The organism is Gemmatimonadaceae bacterium (assembly GCA_035533755.1).
Classification (GTDB): Bacteria; Gemmatimonadota; Gemmatimonadetes; order Gemmatimonadales; family Gemmatimonadaceae; genus JAGWRI01.
The window spans coordinates 1-14591 of sequence record DATLTC010000062.1 but is presented as its reverse complement, the minus strand read 5'-3'; the positions used below and the strand labels follow the sequence as shown (position 1 = coordinate 14591).

Genomic DNA, 14591 nt, shown 5'->3' with positions numbered 1-14591 from the left:
TCGAACGGCATTCTGCGTTGTAACGGCATATTACGACTTTCTCCCCATGGTATGACAGGACCAGAAGCCGAGTTCGATGTGATCGTCATCGGTGCCGGTCACGCCGGCGCCGAAGCTGCCGTCGCTGCCGCGAGAACTGGAGCTCGCGTTGGTGTGATTACGAGCGCTCTCGAGACGATCGGGCAAATGTCGTGCAATCCCGCCATCGGTGGAGTAGCCAAGGGAACAGTGGTGCGCGAAGTGGACGCGATGGGCGGCGTCATGGCACGAGCGGCCGATCTGGCATCCATCCAGTTCCGGATGCTGAACCGCAGCAAGGGGCCAGCTGTGTGGGCTCCGCGCTCACAGTGCGACCGTGGTTTGTACCGCCGTGCCGTGCGCTCGCTCCTGGAGGAGCATGCGAGGCTCTTCCTCGTCCAAGGGACGGTGGCCCGTCTGCTCCTTGACGAGTCTTCCCGCCAGGTACTTGGCGTCGAGACTCTGGACGGGCGGCGGTTCGGTTCCACGGCCGTAGTCATCACCACCGGCACGTTCCTGCGCGGTCGGATTCATATCGGCACGAACACCAATTTCTCCGCGGGGCGCGCCGGAGAAACCGCCTCCATACATCTCGCCGAGCAGATGGAACAGATGGGGCTCTCGGTGTCCCGCTTCAAGACCGGCACCCCGCCGCGAATCGACGGCCGCTCAGTGAATCTTGGCTCCTTGGTCCGTCAGGATAGCGAGATCGAGTCCTTCAACTTTTCCTGGTCGCATTTCTGGGCGGGCCCGAGACGCGGCGACGCCGGAACGCGGCACCCCGAACAGCTTCCGTGTTGGGTGACCTACACCAGCCCGGCATCGCACCGGATCATCAGCGAGAATCTCGAACGCTCGGCCATGTATGGCGGCGCAATCGGCAGCCGTGGCCCCCGGTATTGCCCTTCGGTCGAGGACAAGATCGTTCGGTTCCCCGATGCTGCGCGTCATCAGATCTTTCTCGAGCCCGAAGGACTCGACACGTCTGAGCTGTACGTCAACGGGCTGTCCACGTCGTTGCCTGCCGAGGTACAGCTGTTGCTCCTGCGCAGCGTTCCTGGATTGGAAGACGTCCGCATGACCCGCCCCGGGTATGCGATCGAATACGACTATTGCTCGCCGACCCAGCTGGATGCGACGCTTCGCGTTCGATCGATGCGTGGGTTGTACCTCGCAGGCCAGATCAATGGAACTACCGGCTATGAGGAGGCTGCTGCCCAGGGTTTGATCGCCGGATTGAACGCCGGATTGGCGGTGCAGGGACGCTCTCCGGTCGTACTGGGACGGGAGACATCGTACATCGGCGTCCTTATCGATGATCTGATCTCGCGAGGTGTCGACGAACCCTATCGACTCTTCACCTCCCGATCCGAATTTCGCCTGACCGTCCGACAGGACAACGCGATTCGCCGTCTTGGCCCGGTCGCCAGACAGCTAGGCCTTCTCCGTTCCAACGAGCAGACCCTCCTCGACCGTCGCCTCGATGCTGAGGAGCATATTCTCAGAGCGGCGAACGCCACGAGCATCACGCCGGAACAGGCCGCGAACGTGCTCGACCGTGCAGGGAGCTCTCCGCTGTTGCATGCACAGAGAATCGCCGAGGTCACCAAACGACACGGCGTTTCCCTCGGTGATCTGTTCATCGCCGCAGATCTCGTGGACGTGTGGGACGGAGAGACTGTTCGGGCGGTGGAACTTGAACTCAAGTACGCAGGCTACTTCGATCGCGAACGTGCTCAAGCCGATCAACTCCGCCGCATGGCCGGGTTGCTACTCGATGATGAACTGCCATACGATCACATGAACTCATTGTCCCTGGAAGCACGACAGAAACTCGCCTCGCATCGACCCGCGACCATCGCGCAGGCTTCCAGGATCCCGGGAGTAAGTCCCACAGATCTCCAGAACCTCGTGGTTGAAGTCCACCGCCGGCAACGGTAGATGGTCTCATCGCAGATTCTCGGAGTGGTGCGGGAGCTGTTTGTAATTAGTAGCATATTGCACATTAAACATGGTTAATTAGGTGCACTTGGATACTAAACACTTCTTTTGAACCAGAGCCACCGAAGGCCCGTTGTTCAGCCCTCCAATCAGGAGCACGAATTCATGCATCGGAGAATCGGCTGGGTTGCGCCATTGATACTTCTTGTGTTCGTGCGGTCACTCTCGGCGCAGGTGATGCATACGTCGTCATTGGAGCCGACCATCACGATGACGGCACACGGAGAAGTGACCGTCATTCCAGATCGCGCACAGATTTCCCTGGGCGTGCAGTCCCGCGCCGTATCAGCAACAGCAGCGGCGACTGAGAATGCTCGCAAGCAGGATTCGGTAATCGCCGGCCTTCGGTCCATCGGAATCCGCGACTCTCAGACCTCCACCGAGAGTTATTCCGTCACTCCGGAAACGCGGTACGACAAGGACGGCCAGGCCCCGCACACCGTGAGCTACCTCGTCGCCAACACGGTTCGCGTAGACATCTCCGATCTGCGCCTGGTCGGAAAGATTATCGACATGTCCCTGGATCATGGCGCTAATCAAGTGTCGTCCATTGGGTTCTTTTCGTCGCAGAGACAGCGTGCGGTCGAGACGGCTGTCGCAGCTGCAGTATCGAGTGCGAAATCGCAAGCAACTGCCATGGCCGTGGCCGCCGGCGGTCGGCTGGGCCCATTGCTGCAACTCTCGAATGACGGGCAGGATCAGCAGCCGCAGCCCCAGGGCGTGTTCCGGGCCATGGCCGCGAATTCGGCCCCGGAGACCCCGATTCTGGCCGGTCAACAGACTGTCACTGCAACAGTTACAGCAAGCTGGCGATTCATCCCTAACCAGTAGGCCCTCAGGTAGCCGGGTTGACGAACAGGACCGGATTGCACCAAGTGGCTCTATGGGGCGTTCCACGTGGAACGCCCCATTTTCCTGACCAATCTCAGCGGCCTTGGTTGATCTCGAAGTCAGGACCTTATATTTGGCGTCTCTCCTCCAACTTTCCAACGTGACAAGAATTATTGCAGTAGCCAACCAAAAGGGCGGTGTCGGTAAGACGACCACCGCGGTGAATCTGGCCGCTAGCCTTGCCGCGGCAGAGCAGAGGACTCTTCTCGTCGATGGAGATCCGCAGGGAAACGCTACGAGTGGGATCGGGCTTTCCGCAGCGGACTTCAGCGCCTCGACCTATGACATCCTACTGGCCGATTCCACTGCTACCGAGGCCATAGTTCACGAAGTCCAGTTTCCGCATCTCGACGTGTTGCCGGCCACTCCTGATCTCGCCGCCGCCGAGATAGAGCTAGCAGGGCAGGAGCATCGTGAGCAGATCATGCGGCGGGCGCTTGAACCGCTCAGAAGCTCATACGATTTCATTCTTATCGACTGCCCGCCATCTCTTGGCCTGATCACGCTCAACATGCTGGTTGCTGCCGACTCGCTATTGATTCCTCTACAGTGCGAGTACTACGCTCTCGAGGGACTCTCCCAACTACTCAACACTTTCCACCTCGTCCAGAAGAATCTCAACGAAGGGCTCGTAATTGACGGTGTGCTGCTGACCATGTACGACGCCAGGATTAACCTCTCCCGCCAGGTCGCGGCCGATGCACGGGAATATTTCGGAAGCAAGGTCTTCGACACCGTCGTTCCGAGAAACGTTCGTTTAGCCGAGGCACCAAGCTTTGGCAAGCCGATCATTCTCTACGACGTTGCGTCGTCTGGCGCACAAGCCTATCTCAAAGTAGCCAAAGAGCTTATGCAGCGATTGGATGCGAAGTCAGATGTCAGTTCATAGCGGAACCCAAAAACAGGTCCAAGCATGACACCGGAGAAGCCCCGCAGGCTAGGCAGAGGACTCGAAGCACTGATGGGCTCACGTGCGACCCAGCCAACCACCGTCCCGTCTGGTTCGGAGTTGAGTGAGCTGCAACGCATCCCGCTCGCCCTCATCAGGCCGAATCCGTTTCAGCCCCGGCGGGAGTTTCCCGAGGCAGAGCTCGCCGAACTTCGCGCCTCACTCAAGGCGTCTGGATTGTTGCAGCCCGTGGTCGTTCGCTCGATGAATGGAGTGTTTGAACTCATCTCAGGTGAGCGCCGTTATCGCGCCGCGAGTCAACTGGGCTGGCAAGAAATCCCCGCCATTGTTCGCCCCGCCGATGAGCGAACCATGCTCACCCTGGCCCTGATCGAGAACCTGCAGCGTGCCGACCTGAATGCGGTCGAGGAGGCTCGCGGCTATGAGCGGCTGCACGCCGAGTTCCAACTCACCCACCAGCAGATCTCCGAAGCGGTGGGCAAAGACCGCTCGACCGTCTCCAATCTTCTGCGACTCCTCGCGCTTCCCGCCCAAGTGCTCACGATGCTGGAGCAGGCCCAACTCAGCATGGGGCACGCCCGCGCACTGCTCGCTCTGGAGGACGTGGAGGCCATTCGCCGGCTTGCCGCAGATATCGTCGCGCGTCAACTCAGCGTTCGAGACACTGAACGCGCCGTGCGCGTTCTGGTGACGGCCACCCCCGAGCCCACCGCACCCGCGATTGCGCCACGCACCGCGACGGTTGAACGATCAATACCCCCGGCAGTTCGTCAGATCCAAGACGCCTTACGCCGAGCATTACAGACGGATGTGAGCATCCAGCTCTCGGCCAAGGAGAAGGGCTCGATCAACATCGCATTTTACTCTTCAGACGACTTGGACCGCGTCCTTGAGTTGATTCTTGGCCGCTCCTGGGCAGAGGCGCAAGACTGATAACCGTTAGTTTAGATTCCGGTTAGCGACAAGTTATTAACATCAGTAATACTATGTCACATAACGTGTTATCGACGTTGACATGAAAGCAAAACAAAGGTTTGTCACATATATTAACATGGCCGCTGCTGCCGTTGCCCTTGCCTGCGGCCCCAGCGGGAGCAATGCCTCACGATCGTCCGCCCCAGCCTTTCGCGTCGCCCTCCTTACTCCCGGCCCTATCTCCGATCACTCGTGGAATGCCGGTGCCTACCAAGGCCTCCTTCGCATTCGCGATTCTCTCAACGCCCAGATCAGTAACGTCCAGACCGACACACCCGCAGAGTTCGACGAAAACTTCCGCCAGTACGGTGCCCAAGGCTTTTCCCTCGTTATTGGACACGGCTTTGAGTTTCAGGACGCCGCCGCGCGCGTGGCGCCACACTATCCCAATACGATCTTCGTCACTACCTCAGGAAATACCGCCGGGCCCAATCTCGCCGCACTTCAGTTCGATTTCGCCAACCCCTCGTACCTGGCGGGCATGATCGCCGCCGGCGTCAGTCGCTCCCACATCATCGGCGTCATCGGCGGCACCCAGCTTCCCCCGGTTCAACAGAGCTTCGATGCCTTCGCCGCTGGCGCCAAGCGCATAGATCCACGCGTCAAAGTCATCAGTTCGTACATCGGCAACTGGGACGACGTCAGTGCCGCTCGCGAACAAGCTCTCGCGCAATTGACACAGGGTGTCGATGTCATCTTCCAGAATGCCGATGCCGCTGGATTGGGAATATTCCAAGCCGTGCGCCAGTCCAAGGGGGCTTTGATCTTTGGAACCAATTCAAACCAGAACGCCGTGGCTCCTACCGTGACGTTGGGCAGCGTCGTGATCGACCTTCCTCATGCATTTCTGACGCTCGCGCGTGAGGTGAAAGCCAAACAGTTCCACCCGCACGTGGTCTGGCTGGGCATGAACGACCAAGTCGTGACCCTCGTCCTGAATCCTGCCCTCCAGTCGCGGATCCCACCCGCCATTGCGGAGCAGGTCGATTCGGTGCAAGCGCAGATGCGCCGCGGCAGTTTTTCTGCCACCGACACCAACGCCCGTTCTCATCCATGACACATCTCGCCGACATCGCGCGACATCTGGACATCCGCCTGGGCCATGCAGACATCCCAGACTATGACCGCGCGCTGAACGGCCTCCAGCTATCCAACACCGGCGACGTGCGCCAGGTGGCCGCGGCGGTGGATTTTTCGCTACCCACCGTGCGCCACGCGATAGCCGCGCACGCCACTCTGCTCATCGTGCATCATGGCATGTTCTGGAGCGAGCCCCAACCAATCGTCGCCACACGATACGAACGCCTCCAGCTCGCCATCACGCACGATCTCGCCGTCTATTCCTCGCACCTCCCGCTGGATCGCCACCCCGAATTGGGCAACAACGCGCTGCTCGCCAGACGCTTGGGACTCGTCCCGGACGCAGGGTTCGGGCGGTTTCGCGGCATCGATATCGGTGTTGCCGGCTCAGCCGATCTCACCACCGCCGAATTGCTGCATCGCACACGCACGTTCGCCGAACCCTTCGGGTCTCACGTCATCGCCTCACCATTCGCCCCGGAGCGCCGCACGCGGCGTTGGGGCGTCCTCACCGGCGCCGGCGCCTCCTCCGATACCCTCCGCGAAGCGCAAGAGCAGGGAATCGACACGCTCGTCGTGGGAGAAGGACCGCACCATACCGGCGTGGAGGCCGAAGAACGTGGGCTCGCCGTGATCTATGCGGGCCATTACGCCACCGAAACGCTCGGCGTGCAGGCGCTCGCGGCGGAACTCGAGCAGGCGTTCGCATTGCCATGGTCATTCGTCCACGCGCCAACCGGCCTGTGAGGCCTGCGCCCGAAGTCGCGCTCTCCCGTATCACCAAGCGATTCGGCCGAACAAGAGCCCTCGAAACGGTCGATCTCCGGCTTCAACCGGGGCGCATCCACGCGATTCTCGGCGAGAACGGCGCCGGAAAGTCCACCCTCATGCGGGTGCTGTTTGGCCTTGTCGCTCCAGATAGTGGATCGATCCAAGTTGGCGGCATTCACACAGTCTACCGGTCGCCACGAGATGCAATCGCCGCCGGCGTCGGAATGGTGCAACAGCACTTCTCCAACGTCGCCGCGTTCACCGTCGCCGAGAACGTGGCTCTCGGCAGCCGCGGCCGCTTCAGTCCAGCCGCGGCCGCCCGGCTGGTTCTGGATACCGCCGCATCAGCCGGCCTCGAACTCGATCCGTCAGCGCTCACTTCGGACCTCACCGTGGGCGCCCAGCAGCGTCTCGAGATCATCAAGGCGTTGGCGCATGGAGCTCGCGTTCTTATTCTCGACGAACCCACGGCAGTGCTCGCCCCCGCAGAGGCCATGCAACTCCTCGCTTGGTTGCGACGCTTCGCTGCAGGCGGCGGTACCGTCGCCCTGGTCACGCACAAGGTTCTCGAGGCGCTTGGCAGCGCCGATCACATCTCGGTGCTTCGCCGCGGCCAGCTAGTCACTACCGGCTCTACCGACCACTTCACGGCCGACGCGCTGGCGACGGCCATGTTTCCCGATGCTCCCCCCGAGATGCCCACGCGGCCTTCTCCTGGCACGACCCAGGGCAAACTGCTCGTGGAGGCGGTCGATCTGAACCTCCGGGGCGCCCGTGGCGAGAGACGCATCGCCAACGCCTCGTTCACCATTCACGCGGGAGAGATCGTTGGCTTCGCCGCTGTAGAGCGATCCGGGCACAGCGAACTGCTGCGCGCGCTTGCCGGATTGTTCCCGGTGAACGCAGGCGAACTCCGATTGTCGGGGCGTGTGTCCTACGTTCCGGAAGATCGACATCGCGATGCGCTCATTCTGGACTTTCCACTCTATGAGAACCTTGCGTTGCGAAATGCTGCCGCGCGTTCTGGGCTCATGGACTGGAGCGATTTCCGACATAGAACGCGAGTCCTCCTCGACGAGTATTCCGTCCAAGCGGAGTCTCCCGGCACCACTGCCCGCCAACTGTCCGGAGGCAATCAACAGCGATTCGTATTGGGTCGTGAGCTCGAGCCCCGTCCCGATCTTCTGGTCGTCGAGAACCCGACAAGGGGTCTCGATCTCAGGGCCACGGCAGCCATTCACGAACGATTGCGCATGGCCGCGTCCGCCGGAGCCGCGGTGGCCATGTATTCCAGCGACATCGACGAGGTGCTGCTTCTGGCATCAAGAATTCTGGTTGTTTTCCGTGGCACCGTGCGCGAGGTGCCCGTCGTGCGCGAACTCGTAGGCCGTGCCATGCTGGGAACCCCATGACCGCACCGGAGGCGCCTTCGAGCCCACCTCTGTCTGCAGCGTGGCGCCGCGCGTTCAAGGCGGAATTCACGACGGCAGTTCTCGGCTCCGTTGGCATGGTCCTTATCGCTGGTCTCTGGATCGCGCACGCCTATGGCACCAATGCGATTGCCGCGTTCTGGACGGGATCGATCGGCTCGTGGTACGCACTCACATCCGGCACTCTCGTTCGCGCCGTACCGCTCATTCTCACGGGGCTCGGGGTAGCGATCGCGTTTCGGGCCGGCGTCTTCAACATTGGCGCCGAGGGCCAGCTCCTGGCAGGAGCGATCGCGGCGACGGTCGTTGGTCTCCAGTGGGCTCCGGTCATCGGGCGCCTCTCCCTTCCCTGCGCTCTGCTCTTCGGCGCTACCGCGGGCGCGTGTTGGGCGGGGATCGCGGCATTCCTCCGAGCTCGCTTCGGGGTTCTCGAAGTCATCAGCACCCTGATGCTCAATTTCGTCGCGGAGGACCTTGTTTCCTATCTGGTTCGCGGCCCCCTCCAGGAACACCTTCACATCTATCCCCAGACCGAGATGCTCCCTCACGTTGCGCGGCTGGGGCGCCTCGTTCCAGCGGGTCGGCTGCACTGGGGAATCGTGCTCGCGGTAGCGCTGGCCGTGCTCGTATGGTGGGCGTTGTCCCGCACGGCCGCTGGGTTTCGGCTCCGCGCCGTGGGTGCCAATCCCTTCGCGGCCGCGACCACCGGGAGGATCACCGTCTCCAGCACGTCGACCGGCGCATTGCTGGCCAGCGGCGCGCTGGCCGGCCTTGCCGGCGCAATCGAGGTGACGGCAGTGACGTACGCGCTGTACGAGAACATCTCGCCGGGCTATGGGTTCACGGCCATCGCGGTGGCCGTACTAGCGGGACTTCATCCGCTTGGAGTTGTCGGCACCGGACTGCTGTTCGCCGCGCTCGAGACCGGGGCAACGGCCATGCAACGCGATGCAGGCGTTCCCGCCGTCTGGGCCTCGGCCATCGAGGCCTGCTTGATCCTCATCATCGTCGCCGTCGTTGCCCGCCGGAGGCGTCACCCCATCGATGCCGCCGAGGCTCCGACTTCGTGAGCCCGATCGCCTCGCTGTTCGCCGCCACGGTACGCACTGCAACGCCTCTCCTGCTCGCAGGACTGGGAGAGCTCGTCACCGAACGGGCGGGGGTGATCAACATCGGGCTCGAAGGATCGATCATCGCCGGCGCGTTTGGTGCGACGGTTGCTGCCGGCAGCTTTGGCACGAGCGGCGGCTACGTCGGCGGAATGCTCGCTGGCGGAGTGCTTGGGCTGCTATTGGCGTTGTTCGTCGTCTTCATTCGCGCGGATCAAATCATCACCGGCACCGCGATCACCTTGCTAGCCCTCGGGTTGACTGGCGCGTTCTATCGAGCACTCTACGGCGCCACGGGAGTCGCGCTCTCGCTACCAACGTCGAGTGCCCTTCGCATTCCGGGGCTCGCGTCACTCCCATGGGTCGGCGCCGCACTTTTCAACCAACCCCCGGTCACATACGTCGCGTACGCCCTCGTGCCCACGCTCTGGTGGTTTCTGTACCGAACCCACGCCGGGCTGGGGCTCCGGGCGATCGGCGAATCGCCCGGCGCCGCATCCGCCGCCGGAATATCCATTGCTGCCGTTCGGGTGTGGGCCATTCTATTCGGCGCGCTACTCGGAGGCTTGGCGGGCGCCACATTGGTTCTCGCGCAGGCAGGAACCTTTGCGGAGGGAATGTCCGCGGGCCGTGGGTTCATCGCGATCGCCATTGTGGCACTCGGTCGATGGAATCCCTTTGGCGTCGCGGTCGCGGCCGGCATCTTCGGCATGGCAACCGCCGTCCAGTACGTTGTCCAGGCGCTCGGCTGGCCGCTGCATTACGAGCTCGTGCTCATGCTCCCCTACGCGCTCACATTGTTCGCCTTGATGTTCGCACCGCGGAGCGCCGCCCCCGCCATGCTGGGTCGGAGCGAATAGCGCACCGCGCGGTCTCGAGCAACGCCGTGGGGCACGACCGGTGCTGTCCGGCGTCGGAGCCTAGGGCTCATCTCGTGAGGGAAGAAACGGCCCGCCAAGATCCCAGTGCCAGGCGTCACGGGGTTCGCCGGTGGATGGATCCTTCAGCCGTTTGAACTGAAGCCGGGTTTCCGGCAGCCCCACGAGCGCGCCGTATCTCAGCAATTGCGCACGATCGGTGGACACAAGATGCGCCATGGGCCGGCCTTCCCATGTATGCCGGTGGAGCCACAAGCCTCCGTTCATCGCGTGTATCATGCCGGCACGGCGAGACGAAAATTCCCGATACATCGTGGCCTTTGTACTACCAGGATCGGATCGCTCTGACATGCGCCCCTACTGGCAGGAAACCTCTCCCTCAACCGTGGCCGGAGCGACAGGCGTCACGGAGCCAAAGAAAATGGCGCATGTCATCGGATACGCATTGGGGTTCGTGGACGTCGCCGACCAGCCCGCGGCATTTGCCTGGATCACGGTCAGGACCACCCCATGCGACGGGGTGAAATCCACGGAGTCCAACACGGTCGTGTAGACTCGATGCTCGTAGTAATAGCCCTCCTCGGCAACCGACAGATTCCGAAGGTCGCTCTTCATCGCGGCCACGTACGCCTTCCCCTTCGTATTCTGAAATTTCGGAACCGCAATTGCAGCCAGGATCCCAATGATCACGACTACGATCAACAACTCGATCAGAGTAAATCCGTATCGTCGTTGCCGCATGGGGTCCACACCTGAGGAGGAGAAACCAGCGCCGGCGTAATCCTACCAATCCTTCAGTGGGCAATCTGGATGCCGGGGTCCAGTATAAGAGGTAAGCTGTGATTTGGCAAATACTTATCGATGTGTAGACAGTTGTGTCATCTGACAGCTCTACGGCTCGAACCGCCCTGTTTCTCGCAAAATGCGACAGCCCAGGTTCCCCTATTTCTCTTTGGTTTCAAGCCAATTTCGGCCGGTGCCAATGTCCACGACAAGAGGGACGTTCAGCAGTGCGGCACCCTCCATCTCTTGCTTGACCAACGCCCCAAGGTGGGCAAGCTCCCCCGGGGGTGCCTCAAATACCAATTCGTCGTGAACCTGGAGCAGCATCGTGCTTTCCATGTGCTCCCGTGCGAGCGCATGCGCAATGCGGATCATCGCGATCTTGATTAGATCCGCAGCCGATCCTTGGATGGGGGTGTTCTGCGCCGTCCGTTCCCCGAAAGCACGGATGTTGAAGTTCTTGTCCCTCAATTCAGGGATATAGCGGCGCCGTCCGAACAACGTCTCGGCATATCCATTCGTCCGGGCAAACTCGACCGTCGCATCGAGGTACGTCCGGATTCCCGTAAACCGCGTGAAGTACTGGTCGATGAATTCGCGCGCCTCGGCATGGGTGCTTCCCAGTTGCTGGGACAGCGCGTGCGCTCCCTGTCCGTAGATCGTGGCGAAGTTGATCGTCTTGGCGCGGCTACGCATTTCCGGGGTCACTTCGACCACTGAAACTCCAAAAATGACACCTGCTGTTTCACGATGGATATCCCCTCCCGACCGGAAGGCCTCTACGAACGCCATGTCACCGGAGAGGTGCGCCAACAGGCGCAGCTCGATCTGCGAATAGTCGGCGCCGAGCATCAACCACCCATCACGGGGAATGAATGCCCGTCGGATTCCTCGTCCCAGCTCTTTCCGGATTGGGATGTTCTGAAGATTCGGGTCACTCGAGGACAGGCGCCCAGTCGCCGCCACTGTCTGGTTGAACGAGGTGTGCAGCCGCCCGGTGTGCGGATTGACCAGGGCCGGCAAGGCATCGATGTAGGTGTTCTGCAATTTGCTCAGCTCCCGGTACTCGATGATCAAGCCCGGTAGAGCATGCCCTTCCTCGGCGAGCCGCTCAAGCACGCTGGCATCCGTTGAAGCACCGGTAGCTGTTCGCTTCAACACCGGCAACTGAAGCCGTTCAAACAGGACTTCCCGAAGCTGCGCATTGGAGTTGATGTTGAACTCCTGCCCCGCCGAGACGTAGATCTCTTGTTCTACCCGGGCGCGTTCCCGCACCAATTCAACTTTCAGCGCTGCGAAGGCGCTCAGATCAATGCTGATGCCCGCAGCCTCCATATCGGCGAGGACCGGAATCAACGGCATCTCGATCTTGTCAAACAGCGGGCGAAGGCCCAGCTGGTCCAACTGCTCCCCGAAGATCGCCGCCAGTCGGAGTGTGACGTCTCCATCCTCGCATGAGTAGGTCGTGGCCACGGCGATCGGAACCTCGGCAAAGCTGATCGCACTTTTCCCTTTGCCACACACATCGTCGTACGAGATCATCTGATAGCCGAGGAATTCCAAGGCCAGCATATCCAGGCCATGCGAGCGCCGGCCCGGGTCGAGAACATAGCTCGCCACCATCGTGTCGAAGGCCAGATTTGCCACGTTGATTCCTTCACGCCGTAGCACAAGCGCGTCATACTTGCCATTCTGTGCGATCTTGGCGACCGACGCGTCCTCCAGAAGATCCCGAAGTGGTTGCAGTTCCGGACTGGTCAACGGCGGCAAGTTGCCCGGGGCGCTCTGCAGCCGCGCGTCGAGTGCAGCGGCCTCAGGCGTCGTGTCGTTCAACGCGAGCGCAGTCTGGGCGGGACCAGCGACCACGTGACGAAACGGAAGGTAGTACGACTCTCCAGGCCCAACGCACAGTGTCACACCTACCAGGATCGCCCGAAGGGGATCCACGGCTCCGGGTGCCCCGGGTTCAAGTATTGTTTCCGTGTCGAACGCAACCCGGCCAGCATCACGCGCCCTGTTCACCACCATCCTGACGTCGGCAACGGATGTCACGCTCCGATACCGCGCCTCCCGCGAGACCACGGTCGAGGCTGCCGCTCCCTCATCCTCGGCTGCCGCGGCCTTTGCCAATGAGTGAAATTCGAGTTCCACAAACAGATCCCGCAGCCGTGCCAGGTCCGGCGATTGCACGCGTAATGCATCGAGGTCCAGTGAGATACCGACATCTGTTCGAATCGTCACCAGCTCCTTCGAGAGGCGCGCATTCTCCACCTGGGAGAGGAGCGCCTCCCGTGGCCGCTTCTTCGAGATAGATTCCGCATTCGTCAGAATGTCTTCCAGCCCGCCGTAGGTCTGGATCAATTCCACAGCGGTCTTCTCCCCAATGCCTTTCACTCCCGGCACGTTATCGGACGAATCCCCGACGAGCGCCAGGTAGTCCGTCACAAACCGCCCGGCAACGCCTAACCTCTCGGTTTCGTTCTCGACTCCGATCCACTGTTCGTCCACCGCCGCGGGCCCTCCGCGGCCTGGATTCAGCAGCCAAATTCCGGGCTGTACCAGCTGGTGGAAATCCTTATCGCCCGAAACGATCACCACATTGAGCCCCCGGGAAAGGCCCTGGACGGCCAATGTTCCAATCACGTCGTCGGCCTCATACCCCTCCACGCTCAGCACCGGGATATGGTACGCCCTCAGCAGCTGCTCAATGCGTTCGACTCCCTGGTCGAAGTCTGCCTGCAGCTCGTCGGAGAGTTTCTCCCGGGTGGCCTTATAAGCCGGATAACGCTCATGACGGAAGGACAGGCCAGAATCGTGTACCCACCCCACATACTGTGGGTTGTACTTGGCCAAGAGGCGCTGCAGGAAGTTGGCAATTCCCCACGCCGCCGAGGTGTTCTCTCCTCGCCCTGTCGTCAGCGGTCGTGAGATCAACGCAAAGAATGCCCGGTAGATCAGGGCATATCCGTCAATCAGGAAGAGACGGCTCGTTTCTGGGGGGGCCGACGGGGTGGACACAGACCGCTACCTCGCAGAGGGGTACTTGGGCATGCTGCACATAGTCGACGCTTGCTGTGTTGTCCCACTCACATTAGGTTCGCCGCGTGCCACGTGACTCAATGGTGGGGCGAAATCTCGCCGGATACACCCTCGATAGCGAAGTCGGGGAGGGCGGTACTTCCGCCGTTTTTCGGGCGCACCATCCCGAGCACGGCTCCGTTGCCGTCAAGGTGCTGCGCGAGAAACTGCGCAACGACAAGACTGCCGTGGCCCGGTTTCTCCGGGAAGCACGATACGGAGAGAGAGTCCAGCACCCCAATGTGGTGCGGACCATCGAGATCGGCGAGGCCGAACCTGGCCTTCACTTTCTCGCGATCGAGTGGGCCAAGGGCGAGCTTCTGGAGAAGTACGCCCGCCGTAAGGGACCCCTCCCTCCTACCGAGGTAGCTGGGATCGTCTCGCAGATTGCCGACGCCGTACACGCCGCGCATCAGGTGGGCATCATCCACCGCGACTTGAAGCCCGAAAACGTCATGTACGATCCCGAGTCCGGCCTCGTCAAATTGCTCGATTTCGGGATTGCCACCGATACCGACATTTCGCCGGAACAACGCCTCACGAGAGCTGGGTTCTTCGTTGGCACGCTGATGTACGTGGCACCGGAGGCGCTTTCCGGTGAACTGGTCTCGCCAGCCGCTGATCAATTCAGCCTTGCCACCATCGCCTACTTCCTTCTCACCGGGTG

Annotated in this window: 12 protein-coding genes; 10 read left to right on the top strand and 2 right to left on the bottom strand. The window is 61.4% G+C overall.

Annotation, left to right across the window (positions count from 1 at the left end; all coding sequences use genetic code 11):
• Positions 1-78 precede the first annotated feature (78 nt).
• The 9 genes from mnmG to VNE60_09560 all read left to right on the top strand — a co-directional run bounded on the left by mnmG (position 79) and on the right by VNE60_09560 (position 10045).
• Entirely contained in the window at positions 79-1959 is a 1881-nt protein-coding gene (gene mnmG / locus VNE60_09600; GenBank protein HVB31765.1) for a tRNA uridine-5-carboxymethylaminomethyl(34) synthesis enzyme MnmG, read from the top strand.
• Positions 1960-2124: 165 nt separating this feature from the next.
• Positions 2125-2850: an SIMPL domain-containing protein gene (locus VNE60_09595; protein HVB31764.1), complete on the top strand. Its 726-nt coding sequence runs from the start codon at positions 2125-2127 to the stop codon at positions 2848-2850.
• A gap of 103 nt (positions 2851-2953) precedes the next feature.
• The gene (locus VNE60_09590) at positions 2954-3799 is read left to right on the top strand and encodes an AAA family ATPase (GenBank protein ID HVB31763.1); all 846 of its coding nucleotides are present in this window, start codon (positions 2954-2956) and stop codon (positions 3797-3799) included.
• Between the two features lie 120 nt (positions 3800-3919).
• Positions 3920-4753, top strand: a complete 834-nt coding sequence (locus tag VNE60_09585) for a ParB/RepB/Spo0J family partition protein (GenBank protein HVB31762.1) — start codon at positions 3920-3922, stop codon at positions 4751-4753.
• Positions 4754-4835: 82 nt separating this feature from the next.
• Positions 4836-5852, top strand: coding sequence for a BMP family protein (locus tag VNE60_09580; GenBank protein ID HVB31761.1), 1017 nt, complete (start codon positions 4836-4838; stop codon positions 5850-5852).
• Positions 5849-6622 (top strand): Nif3-like dinuclear metal center hexameric protein, encoded by a 774-nt coding sequence (locus VNE60_09575; protein HVB31760.1) that lies wholly within the window; start codon positions 5849-5851, stop codon positions 6620-6622. Before VNE60_09580 ends, VNE60_09575 begins: the two co-directional genes overlap by 4 nt.
• Positions 6589-8058, top strand: a complete 1470-nt coding sequence (locus VNE60_09570) for an ATP-binding cassette domain-containing protein (GenBank protein HVB31759.1) — start codon at positions 6589-6591, stop codon at positions 8056-8058. Before VNE60_09575 ends, VNE60_09570 begins: the two co-directional genes overlap by 34 nt.
• Positions 8055-9146, top strand: a complete 1092-nt coding sequence (locus VNE60_09565; GenBank protein ID HVB31758.1) for an ABC transporter permease — start codon at positions 8055-8057, stop codon at positions 9144-9146. Before VNE60_09570 ends, VNE60_09565 begins: the two co-directional genes overlap by 4 nt.
• Positions 9143-10045 carry an ABC transporter permease gene (locus tag VNE60_09560; GenBank protein HVB31757.1) on the top strand — a complete coding sequence of 301 codons (903 nt, stop codon included), beginning with the start codon at positions 9143-9145 and terminating at the stop codon, positions 10043-10045. The genes VNE60_09565 and VNE60_09560 overlap by 4 nt, the downstream gene beginning before the upstream one ends.
• Before the next feature lie 375 nt (positions 10046-10420).
• On the opposite strand, the gene VNE60_09555 is transcribed toward VNE60_09560, so the two are convergent.
• Both VNE60_09555 and polA read right to left on the bottom strand, forming a co-directional pair.
• Entirely contained in the window at positions 10421-10804 is a 384-nt protein-coding gene (locus VNE60_09555) for a type II secretion system protein (protein HVB31756.1), read from the bottom strand.
• Between the two features lie 201 nt (positions 10805-11005).
• Positions 11006-13864, bottom strand: coding sequence for a DNA polymerase I (gene polA, locus VNE60_09550; GenBank protein ID HVB31755.1), 2859 nt, complete (start codon positions 13862-13864; stop codon positions 11006-11008).
• Between the two features lie 86 nt (positions 13865-13950).
• Here polA and VNE60_09545 point away from each other — a divergent pair.
• Positions 13951-14591, top strand: a 641-nt coding sequence (locus VNE60_09545) for a serine/threonine-protein kinase (protein ID HVB31754.1), incomplete at its 3' end; no start/stop codon positions are given.